The organism is Janthinobacterium sp. GW823-FHT03B06 (assembly GCF_058796955.1).
This window is the reverse complement of record NZ_JBXAJE010000006.1, coordinates 373243-391018: the sequence shown is the minus strand read 5'-3', so window position 1 is coordinate 391018 and position 17776 is coordinate 373243. Positions and strand designations below refer to the sequence as shown.

16 protein-coding genes are annotated in these 17776 nt (G+C 65.2%); 12 read left to right on the top strand and 4 right to left on the bottom strand.

Annotated features, from left to right (window positions below):
- Positions 1-130: 130 nt before the first annotated feature.
- On the bottom strand, positions 131-787 hold the full coding sequence (locus AC1RBA_RS21165) for a hypothetical protein (protein ID WP_070224268.1): 657 nt from the start codon (positions 785-787) through the stop codon (positions 131-133).
- 674 nt (positions 788-1461) lie between these two features.
- Between AC1RBA_RS21165 and AC1RBA_RS21160 the strand changes: the two genes are divergently transcribed.
- The 12 genes from AC1RBA_RS21160 to AC1RBA_RS21105 all read left to right on the top strand — a co-directional run bounded on the left by AC1RBA_RS21160 (position 1462) and on the right by AC1RBA_RS21105 (position 14156).
- Positions 1462-3993, top strand: coding sequence for a M4 family metallopeptidase (locus tag AC1RBA_RS21160; protein WP_070224267.1), 2532 nt, complete (start codon positions 1462-1464; stop codon positions 3991-3993).
- 242 nt (positions 3994-4235) lie between these two features.
- The gene (locus AC1RBA_RS21155; protein ID WP_492419751.1) at positions 4236-5429 is read left to right on the top strand and encodes a type II secretion system F family protein; all 1194 of its coding nucleotides are present in this window, start codon (positions 4236-4238) and stop codon (positions 5427-5429) included.
- A gap of 22 nt (positions 5430-5451) precedes the next feature.
- Positions 5452-7149 carry a GspE/PulE family protein gene (locus tag AC1RBA_RS21150; RefSeq protein WP_070291050.1) on the top strand — a complete coding sequence of 566 codons (1698 nt, stop codon included), beginning with the start codon at positions 5452-5454 and terminating at the stop codon, positions 7147-7149.
- Complete coding sequence (locus AC1RBA_RS21145) at positions 7136-7924, top strand: hypothetical protein (RefSeq protein ID WP_139143098.1); 789 nt, start codon at positions 7136-7138, stop codon at positions 7922-7924. Before AC1RBA_RS21150 ends, AC1RBA_RS21145 begins: the two co-directional genes overlap by 14 nt.
- Complete coding sequence (locus AC1RBA_RS21140; RefSeq protein WP_070291048.1) at positions 7915-8463, top strand: hypothetical protein; 549 nt, start codon at positions 7915-7917, stop codon at positions 8461-8463. The genes AC1RBA_RS21145 and AC1RBA_RS21140 overlap by 10 nt, the downstream gene beginning before the upstream one ends.
- Positions 8451-9071, top strand: a complete 621-nt coding sequence (locus tag AC1RBA_RS21135; protein ID WP_070291047.1) for a type 4a pilus biogenesis protein PilO — start codon at positions 8451-8453, stop codon at positions 9069-9071. Before AC1RBA_RS21140 ends, AC1RBA_RS21135 begins: the two co-directional genes overlap by 13 nt.
- Entirely contained in the window at positions 9068-9607 is a 540-nt protein-coding gene (locus tag AC1RBA_RS21130) for a hypothetical protein (protein ID WP_070224261.1), read from the top strand. Before AC1RBA_RS21135 ends, AC1RBA_RS21130 begins: the two co-directional genes overlap by 4 nt.
- Positions 9604-11496, top strand: a complete 1893-nt coding sequence (locus tag AC1RBA_RS21125; protein WP_240453453.1) for a secretin GspD/PilQ domain-containing protein — start codon at positions 9604-9606, stop codon at positions 11494-11496. The genes AC1RBA_RS21130 and AC1RBA_RS21125 overlap by 4 nt, the downstream gene beginning before the upstream one ends.
- Positions 11493-11975 carry a type II secretion system protein gene (locus AC1RBA_RS21120; RefSeq protein ID WP_071654440.1) on the top strand — a complete coding sequence of 161 codons (483 nt, stop codon included), beginning with the start codon at positions 11493-11495 and terminating at the stop codon, positions 11973-11975. The genes AC1RBA_RS21125 and AC1RBA_RS21120 overlap by 4 nt, the downstream gene beginning before the upstream one ends.
- Before the next feature lie 5 nt (positions 11976-11980).
- On the top strand, positions 11981-12364 hold the full coding sequence (locus AC1RBA_RS21115) for a type II secretion system protein (RefSeq protein ID WP_070291076.1): 384 nt from the start codon (positions 11981-11983) through the stop codon (positions 12362-12364).
- A complete protein-coding gene (locus AC1RBA_RS21110) occupies positions 12351-12887 on the top strand; it encodes a type II secretion system protein (RefSeq protein ID WP_240453454.1) in 537 nt (178 codons plus the stop codon). The genes AC1RBA_RS21115 and AC1RBA_RS21110 overlap by 14 nt, the downstream gene beginning before the upstream one ends.
- 45 nt (positions 12888-12932) lie before the next feature.
- Positions 12933-14156 carry a M24 family metallopeptidase gene (locus AC1RBA_RS21105; protein ID WP_070291044.1) on the top strand — a complete coding sequence of 408 codons (1224 nt, stop codon included), beginning with the start codon at positions 12933-12935 and terminating at the stop codon, positions 14154-14156.
- A 78-nt stretch (positions 14157-14234) separates the two neighbouring features.
- Here AC1RBA_RS21105 and AC1RBA_RS21100 read toward each other — a convergent pair whose 3' ends face one another.
- The 3 genes from AC1RBA_RS21100 to AC1RBA_RS21090 all read right to left on the bottom strand — a co-directional run bounded on the left by AC1RBA_RS21100 (position 14235) and on the right by AC1RBA_RS21090 (position 17551).
- Positions 14235-15809 carry a methyl-accepting chemotaxis protein gene (locus AC1RBA_RS21100; RefSeq protein ID WP_121670497.1) on the bottom strand — a complete coding sequence of 525 codons (1575 nt, stop codon included), beginning with the start codon at positions 15807-15809 and terminating at the stop codon, positions 14235-14237.
- Positions 15810-15870: 61 nt separating this feature from the next.
- Entirely contained in the window at positions 15871-16278 is a 408-nt protein-coding gene (locus AC1RBA_RS21095; protein WP_070224256.1) for a type 2 periplasmic-binding domain-containing protein, read from the bottom strand.
- A 10-nt stretch (positions 16279-16288) separates the two neighbouring features.
- On the bottom strand, positions 16289-17551 hold the full coding sequence (locus AC1RBA_RS21090) for a hypothetical protein (RefSeq protein WP_070224255.1): 1263 nt from the start codon (positions 17549-17551) through the stop codon (positions 16289-16291).
- Positions 17552-17776 lie beyond the last annotated feature (225 nt).

Genomic DNA, 17776 nt, shown 5'->3' with positions numbered 1-17776 from the left:
AACTGGGCGATGAAGGTTTTCCATTGAGCTATCTGCATGAAAGGCTCCCGTTTGTCTGCGATGCACAGTCAGACAGCAGGGATACAGGAAGATTCCTGAACTTCCCCTACTTAACGGGGACAGAGCCTTTTCATTGTGCGACGATTTTCGACAATACGGAAAAAGCCGCGCCCGTCTGCGACGCTTCCAGCAGCAAGGTCAGCTCCGTATACGTGCAGATGATGTTGATCAGGTTGATGCGCTCCCAGGCCAGGCGCTTGAGGATGGCGTGATACACGCCCGGCGTATAGCAGGTTTCGGCCGCCAGGTGCAGGGTCACGGCCGTCACCCGCTCCAGGCGCGCCAGTTCCTGCTCTTCGCCGAACACCTCCTCCACCAGCGCGTGCAGCGAACGGCTGCAGATCACCATCACCTCGTTGACGCCGCGCGTAATGGTGATGAATGTGCCCCGCTGGGGCGCTGCCAGCGCCAGCAACTGGCGCTGGCAGGCATACGTCTGGTCGGAATAGCGGTAGGTAACAACCATCAATTCGCTGCGCGTGGACAGTTCGCCCGCGCGGTGCGCCAGCACGATCTCGCCGTTTTTCTGCTGCGGCATCCGCTCGGCCAGGCGGCGCAGCGCCATCACCACGGCGGCCTGCCCCACCGGTTTCCATAAGTCGGTCTGCAATTGCGGCTGCAGCTGGCGCGCCAGCTCCGACAGGTTGAGCAAGCCACGGCCCAATCCCTCGCTGAGAAAGGCCGATTCCATCACGATCTGTTCCACTTTGGTCGCTATCGAAAGCATAGTTCGTCGGGCCGGTGATTCCGGTGCACGCACCAGGAGCCGGCAACCCTTCCTGAAAAAAAGATGCACTGCGCCAGCGGCCGCGCCGGGCGGCACGGTCGGACTTACAGAAAAGAATCCCCTCGCGGGGGAAGAGCCGGCTGGCGGCCGCTAGGAAGGCGGATGCAGCATGAGTGCCGCTCCAGAGGGGAAATGGCTGAAACCAACAGCAGAAAACAGAACTGACGTCATGTGAAACTCCCGATTTTTTTCCCGATGCGCTGTATCTGGACGCGGTCATTGCCGCGTGCGCTTTTTTTGTCTTCACGTGCTCCGCTGGGGGGCAATGCGAAGAGCTAGTGTAGATCGCAACATTTAGAAAAGGCAACAGTGTTTTTCCAACAGAGCGCGCCAATAGGGGTAGTAGTCCAAAACAAAAGTTGCAGCTTGTGGTAGATCAAACTTTCCAACGATGCGACGCCGATAAATGTTCAATTTTTAACAAAAATTCGCCTGATGACCCATTTCTTGAATTTTTTGACATGGCGATCTCGACAAGTTTAGTGTCCCCCTACCCGGCGTCATGCCATCACAAAACGGCAGGCTATCCGCCCGCCGCCAGGCGCGCCGGGGTGGCCATCAGGCATCGCGGCCAGCTCATTCACCATTTCCTTAACCGATACCATGGAGCAGAAATGAATTTACGTTTGACGATAGTTGCCGCATCCATCGCCGCCCTGCCGCTGATGGCCACCACGGCCGATGCCGCCACCCCGCTGCCACAGACCCTGATGGCCGCGCCGGTCGCCCTGGCTTCTCCACAAGAGACCGCCAGCCTGGTCAACAAGCTGGCCGCGCAGGCACGCAGCCGCGGTCTGAATACCGAGCATGGCTTTGCCGTCGGCGCCCAGCATCCGGGCGTCAGCGGCACGCGCGTGAGCCGCGTACAGCACACCTACAAGGGCTTGCCCGTCTTCGGTTCCGAGACGGTGGTGGTCAGCAACAGCGCCGGCGACATCGTCAGCGAATCCGTGTCGGACCGCGCGTCCGGCCTCGGCAGCGGTGGCGTCAATTCCGTCACCCGCAGCGCCACCACCGATATCGACACCACGCCGGCCGTCAGCGCCGCCGCCGCCATCGCCGCTGCCGTAAAAAGCATCGGCGTGCCGGCCGTCGACCATGTGCCGCCGCATGCGCAGCTGCTGATCTATCCCGTGATGAAAACCGTGCGCGTGGCCGGCGCCGAGAACAAATCGGAAGCCGCGCTGAACGCCCTCGACGTGCAGGACGTGGTCGACCACTACGAGCTGGCCTACCTGGTGCAGACGCGCATGATCAGCGGCAGCAAGCCCGTCTACTACGACACCATCGTCAGCGCCCGGGATGGCCGCATCCTGCGCCAATGGAAAGCCCTGAAAACCGTCGCCGGCATCGGCAACAGCCAGTACAACGGCCAGGTGCCGCTCAACACCACGCTCACGGGCAGCACCTACACCATGAAGGACCCCAGCCGCGGCACGGGCGGCAGCTTCGGCGGCATGGCCATCACGAATGCCAACCACGGCACCACCTCGGGCAGCGTGTACAGCAACACCAGCAATACCTGGGGCGACGGCCAGCAATACATCAGCGGCGGCAGCACCACCAACGCCAACGGTCAGACGGCGGCCGTCAATGCGATGTGGGGCTTGATGAACACCTACGACACGCACAAGAATGTGCTGGGCTGGTCCAGCCTGGACGGCAACAACACGGCCACCCACATCGCCGCCCACGTCAACACGGCCTACGACAACGCCTATTACGACAGCAACTGCAAATGCATGTACATCGGCGACGGCGGCAGCGCGTTCAACAACCTCGGCTCCATCGACGTGATCGGCCATGAGATGGGTCACGGCATCACGGACGCCACCTCGGGTCTGATCTACTCGCAGGAGTCGGGCGGCTTGAACGAATCGAGCTCGGACATCGCCGGCGAGATGGTGGAAGCGTATGCGCGCGCCGGCGGCACGGGCACCACGATCCCCAACACGGGCAACGATTGGATGACGGGCAAGGAGATCGCCAAGAATGGCCAGCCGCTGCGCTGGCTGTACAAGCCGAGCAAGGATGGCAGCAGCCCGAATGCGTGGAGCAGCACCATCAAGAACCTCGACGTCCACTACAGCAGCGGCCCGAACAACCGCATGTTCTACTTCCTGTCGCAAGGCTCGAATTCCACGTCCAGCAGCGACTACTACAGCTCCTACCTGAACAAAAGCCCGCTGGCCATGACCGGTATCGGCAGCGACAAGGCTTACCGCATCTGGTTCAAGGCCGCCACCACCAAGTTCACCTCGTCGACCAACTATGCCGACGCGCGCAACAAGGTGCTGCAGGCAGCCGAGGAACTGTATGGCGTGGGCAGCGCGGAATCGATCGCCGTCAAGCGCGCGTATGCGGCCATCAACGTGGGTACCGACGTCGATGAATCAACGACGGGCGGCGCGGTGACCATCACCAGCCAGCCGGCCAGCATCACCGTCGCACCGGGCGCCACCGCCTCGTTCGCCGTGGGCGCGGGCGGCGGCACGGCGCCGTACACCTACAAGTGGTACCGCAACGGCGCCGTGATCAGCGGCGCCACGTCGCCGGCCTACAGCTTCACGGCCGTGGCGGCCGACAGCGGCGCCGTCTTCAAGGCCACGGTGACGGATTCCTCGTCGCCCGCCGTGACGGCCACGTCGAACAACGCCACCTTGACGGTGGGCACCAGCAGCGCCACCGAAAGAGTGACGAACGGCGGCTTCGAGGCCGGCGCCACGGGCTGGAGCGGCACCACCGGCGCCATCGGCACATTTACGGGGCAAACCGCGTACGAAGGCACGCAGTACGCCTGGCTGGGCGGCAATGGCGTCACGGCCAGCGAATCGCTGACGCAAAGCGTGGCCATTCCGGCCGCCGCCACGTCCGCCAGCCTGAGCTTCGCGCTGCATATCGACACGGCGGAAACGGGCAATACCGTGTACGACAAGCTGGTCGTCACCGTGAAGAACAGCGCCGGCACGGTGCTGGGCACCCTGGCCTCGTACTCGAACGTGAACAAGGCGGCCGGCTACCAGATCCGCACTTTCGACCTGATCGCCTACAAGGGCCAGACCGTGCAGATCTCGTTCGCCGCCACCGAGGACGCGTCGCTGCAAACCTCGTTCGTGATCGACAAGGTCAGCCTGGTTACCCAGTAAGCGGCTGAACATGCGGGCAAGTCATCGAAACGAGGCTTGCCCGCACAGCACGATTGATTTCCTGGCAATTCCAGTCTACCCTGAGGCAGTGATTGCATCTTGCCTGCTGCCGGTACCCGCGACGAATTGAACTTTTTTGGATGGTTCCTGACCGATGCCTACTTCGACCTTGTCCGCACGCGCTTTCCCCCATTCCAGCCTGTCCATTTTTACGCCTGCCACCATGCCCGCCTGAGCCGGCCATGCAGTTCCACCTCCAGGTGCTGGGTCCGGCGGGCAGCCAGGCGCTGGCCATCGACGCCGCCAGCGAGGCCGAGGCGATCCGCGCGGCCGTGCGCGGCGGCTGGCGCGTGCTGGCCGTCGACGACGGCGCCGCGCCGGACGCGGGCGCCGCGCTGCGCCCCGGCAAACAAGGCTTGCCCCTGCTGCAATTCAGCCAGGAGCTGCTGGCCCTTCTCGAAGCGGGCCTGAACCTGGGCGAGGCCATGGCCACCCTGCACAACAAGGAAACGCGCCCGGGCGCGAGGAGCACCCTGGCCGCCATCGTGCTCACCCTGCAGCAGGGGCAAAGCTTCTCCGACACCCTGGCCGATTTCCCCGATATCTTCCCCGACATTTACATCGCCACCGTGCACGCGGCCGAACGCTCGGGCAACCTGCGTGAGGCGCTGGCGCGCTTCGTCGCCTACCAGCTGCAGTTCGACGCCATCCGCAAAAAACTCATTTCCGCCGCCATCTACCCGTGCATGCTGCTCGTCGTCGGCGGCCTGGTGACCCTGTTCCTGCTCGGCTATGTGGTGCCCAAATTCAGCGTCGTCTACGAAAGCTCGGGCCGCGAAATTCCCTGGATGTCGCAGATGCTGCTCGGTTTTGGTCAGACCCTGGCCGCGCATCCGCTGCTGTGCGCCGGCGCGCTGGCCGCCGCCGTCGGCGCCGTGGTCTTCGGCATCGCCAACCGCGCCATGCGCATGGCGCTGGTGCTGCGCCTCTTGCGCCTGCCCGTACTGGCGGACAAGGCGGCCGAATTCCGCCTGGCCCGCTTCTACCGCGCCCTGAGCCTGCTGCTGCACGCGGGCATCCCGCTGCACAAGGCGCTGGCCATGGTCGGCCCCATGCTGCTGCCGGCGCAGCAGGAGCAGCTGGCGCAGGCGCGCCGCGCGGTGCAGGAAGGCATGCCGTTTTCCACCGCGCTGGAACAGGCCGGCATGGCAACGCCGGTGGCGCAATCGCTGCTGAAGGTGGGCGAGAACACGGGCCGCCTGGGCGACATGCTGGAACGCTCGGCCAAATTCCACGACGAGGAATTCGCCCGCTGGGTGGACTGGGCTTCGCGCCTGCTCGAGCCACTCTTGATGACCATCATCGGCGTGGTGATCGGCGGCGTGGTGGTGCTGATGTACATGCCGATCTTTGAACTGGCGGGGAGCTTGTCTTGAACCTTATCGTGAAGGTGCGGCCATGAACGCGCGCGACGAAGAACGGGCCGTGCTCGATGCGGCCATGCTGCGCCGCGCCCACGCGAGCGCACTGGAACAGGGCCGTCCGCAGATGGCCGTGCTGCAGGAAACGGCGGCCCTGCCGCCCGAAGTCTTCCTGCGCCAGCTGGCCGCCCTGTTCCGCTACCCGGCCTGGACGATGGCCGAACTGCAGGCCGCCCTGCCCGCCTTTTCCCTGCTGCCCTACACCGATTGCGCCCAGCGCGACTGCGTGCTGCTGCAACCTGGCGTTCCGGGCACGCCGCCCGTGCTCGTCATCGGCAATCCCTTCAGCGAGGACCTGCTGCAATGGGCCGACTTCGCCCTGTCCACGCCCTTCACGGTGGCGCTGGCGCATCCGGACGACCTGGCCGCCTACCTGCAGCAGCAGGAAAGCGTGCAGCAGGCGATGCAGGAGATGCAGCACGGCGATGATCTGCCAGGACTCGACCAGAGCATCGAAGACATCTCGCTCATCCGCATCAGCGAAGACAGCAGCCCGGTCGTGAAACTGGTGAACTCCACCATCTACGATGCCCTGAAATTCCAGGCCAGCGACATCCACCTCGAATGCGACGTGGCCAGCCTGGTCATCAAATACCGCGTCGACGGCGTGCTGGTGCAGGCGGGCCAGGTGCAGGGGCTGCAGATGGCCGAACAGATCATCTCGCGCATCAAGGTGATGGCCGACCTCGACATCGCCGAGCGCCGCATCCCGCAGGATGGCCGCTTCAAGGTGCGCGTAAAGGGGGCGGAGATCGACTTTCGCGTTTCCATCATGCCCAATATCTTTGGCGAGGATGCCGTGCTGCGCCTGCTGGACCGGCGCGCGCTGACGGAGGCGGCGCAGGCGCTGCGCCTGGAAAGCCTGGGCCTGAACGAGGATGCCATCGAACAGATCCGCCGCCTGGCCGCCAAGCCGCACGGCATGCTGCTGGTGACGGGGCCCACCGGTTCCGGCAAGACCACCACCCTGTACGCGGCCATCACGGAAATCAACACGGGCCGCGACAAGATCGTCACCATCGAAGACCCCGTCGAATACCGGCTGCCGCGCGTGCTGCAGATACCCGTCAACGAAAAGAAGGGGCTGACGTTCGCGCGCGGCCTGCGTTCCATCCTGCGCCACGATCCCGACAAGATCATGATCGGCGAAATCCGCGACGATGAAACGGCGCAGATCGCCGTGCAGGCGGCGCTCACGGGCCACCTGGTATTTACCACCGTGCACGCGAACAACGTGTTCGATGTGGTCGGCCGCTTCCTGCACATGGGCGTCGATGCCTACAGCTTTGCGGCGGCCCTGAACGGCATCGTGGCGCAGCGCCTGCTGCGCCTCAATTGCGCCCATTGCGCCGTCGACGCCAGCGCCGAGGTGCTGGCCGACGCGCAGCAGCTGCGCGACAGCGGCCTGGCCCTGCATCAGGTGCAGGACTGGCAATTCATGGCCGGCAAGGGCTGCGGCCACTGCCGCGGCACCGGCTACAAGGGCCGCAAGGCCGTCGCCGAGGTCTTGATGCTCAGCGATACGATGCGCGAAATGATCTGCACGCGCGCGCCCCTGAGCCAGATGAAGGAAGAGGCGGCGCGCAACGGTTTCCGCCTGGCGCGCGAAGCGGGCCTGGACCTGGTGCGGCGCGGAGAAACCACTTTAGCGGAGCTCAATCGTGTCACTTATTGAACGCCTTGCCCGCGCCACCGTGTGCCTGCACCTGGCCCCGCACGGGCTGCACGGCGTGCTGCGCCGCGCCGGCCGTCCCCTGCCCGACAGCGCCTTCCACCTGCCCATTGCGAATCCCGACGCCAGCTGGGAAGTGGCGCTGGCCGCCCTGCGCGGCTGGCTCGAACACGATGGCGGCAAAAAAATGCCGCTGGCCGTCAGCCTGGCCAGCCGCTGGTGCGCCATGCTGATGGTGCCGTGGAGCGGTGCCTTGCTCGACCGGAGCAGCGCCCAGCGCTTCCTGCACAGCCAGTTCGGCGCCGTGTATGGCGAGGGTGCGCGCGCCTGGCGCCTGGCCGCCGACGACGCCCCATACGGCACGCCGCGCCTGGCCTGCGGCATCGATGCGGCCCTGCTGCAAGGCGTGCAGGACGCGGCGGCCGCGCATGGCCGGCGCTGCCTGTCCATCGAACCGATCGCCGGAGCGGCCTGGCGCAGCATCGCCGGTGCCAAGCCCGACGCCTTCGCCCTGGTGGAAGCGGGCCGGCTGCTGCTGGCAACGACGGGCGGCGGACGCATCACGGCCCTGCACAGCCAGTCCTGCGCCGCGGCCTGGGGCGATGAACTGGACCGGGCATGGCGGCGCTGGAACTTGCGCGCGCCGCAGCTCGACGCCATCGAACACGTGGCCCTGATCGACTTGAGCGGCGTGCCGCAGGCGAACGTGCCAGAACGCTTCGTGCCCATCGCCGTGGCCGGCCCCGCCCACCTGATGCGGGAGGCCGCATGGGCCTGAGTCGCCTGGAATTCCTGCCGCCCGGCGCCGCGCAGACGTTCAAGGGCTGGCGCCTGGCCCTGTGCCTGGCGGGCGGCTTGCTGTTGCTGCCGGCCGCGGTGTATTGGCTGGTGCAGGCGCAGGAAACGCGGCGCCTGGAGGCGCAGCTGGCGCAGCTGCAGCCCGCGCGTCCCGTGCATGCTCCGCTCTCGGCGAACCAGCAGCGCGAGCGCGACCTCGAACTGAAACAAGTAGCCGCCGCCGTGCGCCAGCTCAACCTGCCCGTCACGCGCCTGGTCAGGACGGTGCAGGCGCCGCGCGACGTGCGCGTGGCCCTGCTGGGGCTGGACCTGAACGCGCAGCAGGGACAGGATGGCGCCAGCGTGCTGAAAATCGCCGCCGAGGCGGAAACCCCGCAGGACATGCTCAATTACCTGGCCTTCCTGAACCAGCAGCCCATGTTCAGTTCCGTGTATCTGCTCAAGCACGAGATGAACAGTAACGCGAACGCGCCCGCACACCCTTACCGTTTTCAGCTGGAGGCGCAATGGCGGCAATAAAACCCCTGTTAAAAGCCGGCACGCCCGTGGCCCGGCCGCGCCTGCAACTGCGCCTGCCCCCGCGCCTGGCGTGGGAAGCGCAGCGTCTGTGGCGCATGCTGGGCTGGCCCAGCGCCATCGGCGCGGCAAGCCTGGCGCTGGCCGCCGTCGCCGTGCAGCAGGGCGAGGCGCTGGCCGGACGCCAGCAGCCATTGCGCGCGCAACTGGCCGTGATGGCGAAACAGGCGGCGCTGCCGCCGGCGCCCGTCACGCTCGATGCCGATGCGGACAGCCTGGCCGCCTTTCACGCCTACCTGCCCGCGCACGACAGCATTCCCGAGCAGCTGAAGGCCTTGCTGGAAGTGGCGCAGAAGAGCGGCGTCACCCTGGCCAAGGCCGACTACAAGCCGCAGGAAGACGGCAACACGGCCTTTTTGCGCTACCAGATCACCTTGCCCGTGAAGGCCGAATACGCGCAGCTGCAAACCTTTATCGTCGACGCCCTGCAGGCGTTGCCCACGCTGACGCTCGACTCCGTGCTGTTCAAACGCGAGCAGATCGAAGCGGGCGAGATCGATGCACGCATCCAGTTCATCCTGCTGGTCAAGAAGCCGGAGGCGCGCCGATGAAAAAAGCCGTACTGGGGGGCGCCGCCGTGGCGACCTTGCTGGCCGCCCTCTTCGCCCCGGAGGACGAAGGCAGCATCGTGGGGCCGGCCACTGCCACGCCGCGCCAGGTGGAACGGGTGGCGGTCGCGCCCCTCGTCGTCGCCACTGCCGCTGCGCCAGCCAATCGCGCGCTGGCCATCGAACCGCGCCGGGGCCTCGATGACGAAGAAGCGGCCACCCTGTTCGCCAAGCAAAGCTGGCAGCCGGAGACGCCGAAAAAGATCATGCTCGACCAACAGGCGGCGCAGGCCACGCGCACTGTCGCCGCCGTCGATGCGAACGCACCGCCGCCTTTGCCCTTCCAGTTCCTTGGCCGTTTCGTCGACGAAGGCAAGGCCGCCTATTTCCTGCAGGCGGGCGAACGCAACGTGGTGGCGCGGCCCGGCGACACGCTCGAAGAGCGCTACCGCTTCGACGGCGTGGTGCAGGGCGCCCTGCAATTTACCTATCTGCCGCTCAACCTGAAACAGACACTCGCCGTAGGGGATATCAATTGAAACGACGCACACCACGTACTGGCATTACCCTGCTGCCGATGCTGTCCCTGCTGGCCGCCTGCGCCGGCAACCAGGCCTATACCGACGGCCAGGCCATGCTGGGCGCCGGCCGCACGGAACAGGGCCTGGCCCTGCTGGAACAGGCGGCGCAGGCCGAACCGACGAATGCGAAGTACCGCATCGCCGTCACCAACGGCAGGATGCGCGCGCTGAACAACCTCAATGGCCGCGCCGAGGCGCTGCGCCAGCAGGGCAAGCTGCCCGAAGCGCAAGCGCTGTACCAGCAGGCGCTGGCGCTGGACGCCAGCAACGACGTGGCGCAGCGGGGCCTGGCCGGCGTGGCGCAGGATGAACGGCACCGCAAGCTGGTGCAGGAGGCGCAGTCCAGCTACCAGCGCGGCGGCGAAGCGAATGTCGCGCAGGCGCAGGAAGCCTTGCGCCAGGTGCTGCAGGAACGTCCCGCGCAGCGCGAGGCGCTGGCCCTGAAAGGCCGCATCGGCGACGAGCTGGCCAAAAGCCGTCCGGCCGGCGGCAAGCTGGCTGCTGCCTACCGCAAACCCGTGACGCTCGAGTTTCGCGACGCGCCCCTGCGCTCCGTGTTCGATCTTCTCAGCAAGGTGTCGGGCCTGAACTTCGTCTTCGACAAGGAAGTCGATCCCGCCCTGCGCGCCACCATTTCCGTGCGCGACACCAGCATCGAGGAAGCGATCGCCATGCTGCTGGGCGCCAACCAGCTCGAGCAAAGCGTCACCAGCGACAAGTCGATCACGATCTACCCGAACACGCCGCAAAAGGTAAAGGATTACCAGCAGCTGGTGGTACGCACTTTTTTCCTCGCCAATGCGGACGTCAAGACGGTGGCGTTCTCCATCAAGACCCTGCTCAAGGCCAAGGATGTCGTCACCGACGAACGCCTGGGCATCATCATGCTGCGCGATACGCCGGAAATGGTGCGCATGGCCGAGCGCATCATCAACGTGCAGGACCTGGCCGACCCGGAAGTGATGCTGGAAGTCGAGGTGCTGGAAGTCAAGCGCACGCGCCTGATGGAACTGGGCGTGCGCTGGCCCGACCAGGCCAGCCTGACCCTGGCCGGCGTCGCAGGCAGCACGGGAGGCCTGGGCGGCCTGAAGGTGGCGGACCTGCACCGCATCAATGGCGACAATATCAACCTGGGCATCGGCGGCGTCACCCTCAACGCCAACAAGACGGACAGCGACAGCAATATCCTGGCGAACCCGCGCATCCGCGTGCGCAACAAGGAAAAGGCGAAGATCCTCATCGGCGACCGCGTGCCCGTCATTACCGTCACGACGAATAACGGCGTCAGTTCCGACAGCGTCAACTACATCGACGTGGGCCTGAAACTCGACGTGGAACCGAACGTCTACCTGGACGACGAAGTGGCCATCAAGATCAACCTGGAAGTATCGAACGTCGTCAAGGAAGTGATCAGCAAAACGGGCACGCAGGCTTACCAGATCGGCACGCGCAGCGCCTCGACCGTGTTGCGTTTGAAAGATGGCGAGACGCAGGTGCTGGCGGGCCTGATCAGCGACGAAGACCGGGGCACGGCCAACAAGGTACCCGGCGTGGGCGAACTGCCCGTGCTGAACCGCCTGTTCGGCAGCCAGAAGGATGACGCCATGCGCAGCGAGATCGTGCTGTCGATCACGCCGCGCCTGCTGCGCAGCATCCGCCGCCCGGACCTGATGACGGCCGAATTCAACTCGGGCACCGAGGCGTCCGTGGGCGGGCGCGCCAGCGTGGGCGGCACGCCGGAAGCCATCGCCGCGCCCGAGCAAGCCCCTGCGCGCGCCGGCTCGCCCATGACGGGCGGCGACGAGGCGCCCGCGGCAGGCGACAAGTCCGGCAAAGGTGGCCAGTGAGGTGGCCAGTGAAAGAGCGGGGCTTTACCTTCATCGAACTGATGATCACCCTGGCCATCATGGCGACCTTGGCCACGGTGGCCGTGCCGATGGCGCAGGTGGCCTTGCAACGGGCCAAGGAGCAGCAATTGCGCAGCGCCCTGATCGAGATGCGCGAAGCAATCGATGCCTACAAGCGCGCTTCGGACAATGGCCGCATCAAGCTGTCGCTAGGCGCTTCCGGCTATCCGAAAAAACTCGAGGAACTGGTTGAGGGCGTGCCCGACCAGCGCAGCCCGTCGAAGCAGAACATCTACTTTTTGCGCCGCTTGCCGCGCGACCCGTTCCAGCCCAGGGAAGCCGGCAGCGCGGCCGACAGCTGGAGCAAGCGCGCCTATGCCTCGCCGCCCGACAATCCCAGCGAAGGCGAAGACGTGTTCGACGTCGCCTCGCGCTCGACCAAGGTGGGCCTGAACGGCGTGCCGCTCAATCAATGGTGACCGCCATGCAGACCTCGACCATACGCCGCGGCTTTACCCTGGTCGAACTGCTGGTGGTGCTGGCGATCATCTCGCTGCTGCTGACGATCGCCATCCCCCGCTATTTCGGTTCCGTGGAAAAGTCGAAGGAAGTCGCACTGAAGGAAAACCTGCAGGTGCTCAGGAGCGGCCTCGATAAATACTATGCCGACAAGGGAGAATATCCGGCCGCGCTGGACGACCTGGTGACCCACCATTACTTCCGCAGCGTGCCGCTCGATCCCGTCACGGAGTCCGCCGCCACCTGGCAATTGATCCCTTCGCCCAATGGCGAGATCGGCGGCGTGGCCGACGTGCGCAGCGGCGCCAAGGGCAAGACGCGTGAGGGGATTCCGTTTGAACAGCTCTAGTTTCCGGCGCGGCGCACGGGGCTTCGCGTATATCTGGACCCTGATGCTGGTGGCCTTCATGGGCGTGGGCCTGGTGCTGGCCGGCGAACTGTTTGCCACGGCCGCGCGGCGCGACAAGGAGCGCGAGCTGCTGTTCATCGGTCATGAATTCCGCAACGCGTTGGGCCGCTACTACGACAGCACGCCGGCCGACGGGCGGCCCCGCTATCCCTTGACCCTGCAGGAACTGCTGCGCGACCCGCGCTTTGCCAACGCCCGGCGCCATTTGCGCCGCCTGTATGCGGACCCCGTCACGGGCAAGGCGGAATGGGGCGTGCTGCGGCAGGAGGGACGCATCGTCGGCATCCATTCGCTGTCGCCGCAGCTGCCCATCAAGCAGGACAACTTCCTTGACGAAGACGCCAGCCTGCGCCGCAAGCAGCGCTACGCCGACTGGCACTTCACGTATCCGCACGACCTGGTGCTGGCTCCGCCCGACGCGGCCGGCGGCGCGCCCGGCCTCAAGCCGAAAGGCGCGAACTGATATCATGCCCGCATTCCATATTCAGCATCGAGCAAAGGAGCAGGCATGAGCATAGGTGGCACTTCCATCGAACAGGCATTGGCATCGCTGTCGGACATGACGGGCGGCATGGTCGCCATCGGCAAGGACGAACATGCGCAACGCATCGCCAAGGCGCAAGCGTTCATGCGCGCACAGGGCATCGCCGCCATCTACCTGAACGCGGGCGCCAACCTCACCTATTTCACGGGCACCAAATGGTATGCCAGCGAACGCATGGTGGGCGCCATCCTGCCGGCCAGCGGCGAGATCGAATACATCGCCCCCGCCTTCGAGGAAAGCACCCTGCAAGGCTTCATGCTCATCGAGGGCAAGGTCAATTGCTGGGAAGAGCATGAAAGCCCGTACCAGCTGTTCGTCGACGTGCTGGCGCGCATGGGAATCGTCCAGGACGCGAATCGACCGCTACGCGTGGGCATCTGCGAAAGCGCCGCCTTCTTCATCTACGACGGCATCAAGCCGCTGGCACCCGGCTATGCACTGGAAAACGCGCGCACCGTCACCGCGTACTGCCGCAGCAGAAAATCACAGGCGGAAATCGCCCTGATGCAGCGCGTGATGGACATGACCCTGGCCGTGCACGTGGCCACGGCCAGCATGCTGTACGAAGGCATCACGACGGTGGAAGTGGAGGAATTCATCCAGCGCGCGCACCGCAAGGTAGGCGCGCCCCGCTCGTACTTCTGCATCGTGCTGTTCGGCGAGGCGACCGCCTACCCGCATGGCGTCAACTACGAGCAGACCCTGAAGGCGGGCGACACGGTGCTGATCGACACGGGCTGCCAGGTGATGAACTACATCTCCGACATCACGCGCACCTATGTTTTCGGACAGATCAGCGAGCGCCAGCGCAGCGTATGGAACAGCGAAAAGGCCGCGCAAGCCGCCGCATTCGCGGCCGCCCAACTGGGCGTACCGTGCGGCGACGTGGACCGCGCCGCGCGCGTCTCGCTGGAAGCGGACGGCTACGGCCCCGGCTACAAGCTGCCCGGCCTGCCGCACCGCACGGGCCACGGCATCGGCCTCGATATCCACGAGTGGCCTTACCTGGTGGGCAACGACACGACGCCGCTCGACGTGGGCATGTGCTTCTCGAACGAGCCGATGATCTGCATCCCCGGCGAATTCGGCATCCGCCACGAGGACCATTTCTACATGACGGAAAACGGACCGCGCTGGTTCACGCAACCGGCGCACAGCATCGACGATCCGTTCGGTTTGCGCACGTAAGCCGGCGCTCCTGTGTTGGATTACGCTGCGCTAATCCAACCTACACTGCTGTGTTGGATTACGCTGCGCTAATCCAACCTATACCGCCAATGCCCGGTAGGTCGGATTAGCGCGCAGCGCGTAATCCGACACAGCACCCTGCGCCAGCTTGAACACGGCCAGCGCCGTACCCAGCTGCACGGCCTGTTCCTGCAGCGATTCAGCCGCCGCCGACGCTTCTTCCACCAGCGCGGAATTCTGCTGCGTCATCTGATCCATGCTGCCGATGGCCACGCCGATGTCGCCGATGCCGGCACTCTGCGCCTGGCTGGCGGCACTGATCTCGGCCATGATGTCGGCCACCTTTTTCACGGAATCGACGATCTGGCCCATGGTCAGACCCGCCTCGTCGACCAGCTTCGAGCCGACATTCACCCTGGCCACCGAATCGCCGATCAATTGCTTGATCTCGCGCGCCGCTGCCGCGCTGCGCTGCGCCAGGTTGCGCACTTCGGACGCCACTACGGCAAAGCCCCGCCCCTGTTCGCCGGCGCGCGCCGCTTCCACGGCCGCATTCAAGGCCAGGATGTTCGTCTGGAAGGCGATGCCGTCGATGACGCCGATGATGTCGACGATGCGTTTGGATGCATCGTTGATCTCGCCCATGGTGGTGACCACCTGGCTGACCACCTGCCCGCCCTTCACGGCAACCGACGATGCCGACACCACCAGCGCATGCGCCTGGCCCGCGTTGGCGGCGTTGTCGCGCACGGTGGAAGTCAGGCTGTCCATGCTGCGCGCCGTCTGGTCCAGGCTGCCCGCCTGCGATTCCGTGCGCGCGGCCAGGTCCGCATTGCCCTGCGCGATTTCCGCGCTGGCCACCTGGATGGTTTCGGCCGACGCCTTGATATCGGAGACCATGCCGCCAAGCTTGGCGCGCATGTCCTTCAGCGCCGCCAGCAGGCTGTCCTGGTCGCCCGCCTCGGTCACGATGTGCATCGACAGGTCGCCATCGGCCACGGCGCGCGCGATCTGGCGCGCATATTCGGGTTCGCCGCCCAGCTGCTGCCAGATGGCGCGCACGACGAAATGCGACACGGCCACCAGGCAGACGATGACGGCCAGCGCCACGGCGATGCTGGTATTGAGCGCATTGCGCACATTGGCCGCGCTGCGTTCTATGCCCTGCCTGAACTGCGCTTGCGCCTGTTCGTTGGTCTTTGCCAGGTCGGCATTGAGCACCGCCAGCGCGCCCTGCATGCGCGCCACGGTCGCTTGCGGGTCGCCCTCTTCCATTTCCAGCATGATGCGCGCCGCGCTCAGGGCCGGCGCATAGTAGGCATCGAATTCGCTGGCCAGCCGCGTGCCGTGCTCGCGCTGGCCGGGGATCGCCGCAAAGGCGGCCAGTTTTTCGCGCAGCTTGACCGCCTGGCCGCCGACTTGCCCGATACGTTCCTTGTCGCCTTCGCTGACGGCATCGCGCAGGGCGTCGCCGACGGCGGCCACGTCCAGGGTCAGCGACTTGGCCATGTCAAGCACGGGATAGTCCGCGCTTTCCGTGGCGTGGATGGAATTGAGCGTGGCCGTGGACAGGTAGGCGCTGACGGCCAGCCCCAGCCCGAAAATCACGGCCGAGACGACAGGCAGCGCCCATATCTTGCGTTTGATGCTCATTGCTGTCTCCTGATTCTGATGAATTATCGGGCCGCCGCATGGCGTGCGGCCCGGGCCGGCTTTATGGCGCCGTCAGCACCACTTTGACGCTGGCGTCGACGGCACTCTTTTCGATATAGCCGATGGCTTTCGGATCGGCAGCCACGGCCTTCTTCACGTCGGCGCTATTGGCCACTTCCTTCGGCAAGGTGGCCTTGCCCGTGAAGACCAGCTTGGACCACAGGGCCTTCGCTTGCGACGGTTCCTTGTCCGTCACCTTCTTGTAGAACTCGGCGCGCACGGGGGCGCTTTCCGGCTGGTCGATCGGCGTCATGGCCGTCGATTTGCCGAGGAAGAATTGCGCCACCTGTTCATTCGTCATGGCGCCGGCGGCGCTTTTCGGATTGACCACCACGACCACTTCGGCCATGGCGGGAACGGCGGTCGACAGCGCCAGCAAGGCAGCCACATTCAAGATCAATGGTTTCATGCGGCGCTCCTCAGAAAACGAAATCGATGGCGGCGGCAGCCACCGTGACGGGACCATGGAAGCCCGGCTTGGCTTGCACGAACAGGCCAGGTCCATTCTTCGGCTTGATGCGGTCGATCTGCACTTTCAGCGCGGCCGAACGGTGGAAGTCCCAGCGCACGCCGATGCTGTCCGTCGATTGCTCGAGCTGGTTGCGCATGGTGGCCAGGGTCTCGACGCCGGCCGACAGGGCGCGCAGGGTCGGCGTACAGGCGGCCGGATAGCCGGCAGGGCAGGATGCCGGCACGGTGTTGTTCACGCGGCCATCGGCCTTCAGGCTGGCGTGGCTGTAGTAGGGCAGGAAAGCACCGATGCGGTAGCCGCCCATCACATACCACGAGGTGCTGTCGCTGACATAGCTGTCCGTCTTGCGCTTCGCATATTCCGACTGTAGCAGCACATTGTTCCAGTCCAGGCCCAGGCCCACGGAGGTAAACGACGCCTTCTTGTCCTTGACTTCCAGCGCATCGGCCAGGGCGCCCAGCTGGGCGATCCGGTAGCCGCTGCCGGCCGCGCGCAAGCTGCCCATCAAGGTGTTCAGGCTCGGTGAATCGTTGATCGTCAACCTGGTCTCGGCCCGGCCGAAGCGCACGGTGACGGGGCCATGTTCAGCCACCACGTTCAAGGCGACGATGGACTTGCCTTCCACCTGCACGGTCGAAGCGGGACCCGTGGCCAGGGTGGCCTTGGTACGGCCCAGCGCCAGCTGCGTGGTGATGCTGGTATCGCCCGCGCTGAACTGGTAGGTGCCGTCGATGCCATCGATGCTATTGAGGGGCACCTGCGAATACATTTCGCCGGGCGGGCGCAGCATGGTGTTGGCATAGCCCACGTTGCGATAATCGGAAATCATGAAGACGGGCAGGCCCATGCGGCCGACGCGCACGCTGAAGCTGTCCGATACCTTGGCCTTGGCGAAGGCCCACGCCAGTTCGGCGCCGACATCATCTTCGCCATCCTTGCGCGCCAGGCCCTGCACGGTGGCCGACAGCCACGGGTTGACGGTGACATTGGCTTGCAAGCCCAGGTTGGAATCGACGCCCGTGCGGGCGGTGCGGCCGGCGCCGGCAGCCTGGTTCGGGCGCGCGAACTGCGCGTTGTCCGTATCGGCCATGGTCAGGGCGGCCGTGCCGTAACCGCTGATCTTGACGGCGGGGCCAACGGCCTCTTCGGCGTAGGCATGGCTGATGGCCAGGGGCATGGCCAACAGGAAAATCAGGACGTGTTTATTCATAGTAATTAAATACCCGTAGCGGTGAACGTTAATCGTGGAATGGAACTCGCGGTCGAGGGTTCACCAGCCGCAAAAGGCCGGGTCCGTTTTTTTTCGCGCCACCATCGCCTTGGGCGTGCATGGCGACGTGACCAGTGAGTAAAACCATGCTACATAGAAAAGGTTTTACGTTGGAAAGTTTTCTTGCGGCAATGAGCGAATTCGCCGCTTTTGATGAAAAAAGCA

What these genes read in the sequence shown, in the direction of transcription:
- AC1RBA_RS21165 (WP_070224268.1), bottom strand. Translation starts at nt 787, where the DNA reads ATGCTTTCGATAGCGACCAAAGTGGAACAGATCGTGATGGAATCGGCC.
- AC1RBA_RS21160 (WP_070224267.1), top strand. Translation starts at nt 1,462, where the DNA reads ATGAATTTACGTTTGACGATAGTTGCCGCATCCATCGCCGCCCTGCCG.
- AC1RBA_RS21155 (WP_492419751.1), top strand. Translation starts at nt 4,236, where the DNA reads ATGCAGTTCCACCTCCAGGTGCTGGGTCCGGCGGGCAGCCAGGCGCTG.
- AC1RBA_RS21150 (WP_070291050.1), top strand. Translation starts at nt 5,452, where the DNA reads ATGAACGCGCGCGACGAAGAACGGGCCGTGCTCGATGCGGCCATGCTG.
- AC1RBA_RS21140 (WP_070291048.1), top strand. Translation starts at nt 7,915, where the DNA reads ATGGGCCTGAGTCGCCTGGAATTCCTGCCGCCCGGCGCCGCGCAGACG.
- AC1RBA_RS21135 (WP_070291047.1), top strand. Translation starts at nt 8,451, where the DNA reads ATGGCGGCAATAAAACCCCTGTTAAAAGCCGGCACGCCCGTGGCCCGG.
- AC1RBA_RS21130 (WP_070224261.1), top strand. Translation starts at nt 9,068, where the DNA reads ATGAAAAAAGCCGTACTGGGGGGCGCCGCCGTGGCGACCTTGCTGGCC.
- AC1RBA_RS21115 (WP_070291076.1), top strand. Translation starts at nt 11,981, where the DNA reads ATGCAGACCTCGACCATACGCCGCGGCTTTACCCTGGTCGAACTGCTG.
- AC1RBA_RS21105 (WP_070291044.1), top strand. Translation starts at nt 12,933, where the DNA reads ATGAGCATAGGTGGCACTTCCATCGAACAGGCATTGGCATCGCTGTCG.
- AC1RBA_RS21100 (WP_121670497.1), bottom strand. Translation starts at nt 15,809, where the DNA reads ATGAGCATCAAACGCAAGATATGGGCGCTGCCTGTCGTCTCGGCCGTG.
- AC1RBA_RS21095 (WP_070224256.1), bottom strand. Translation starts at nt 16,278, where the DNA reads ATGAAACCATTGATCTTGAATGTGGCTGCCTTGCTGGCGCTGTCGACC.
- AC1RBA_RS21090 (WP_070224255.1), bottom strand. Translation starts at nt 17,551, where the DNA reads ATGAATAAACACGTCCTGATTTTCCTGTTGGCCATGCCCCTGGCCATC.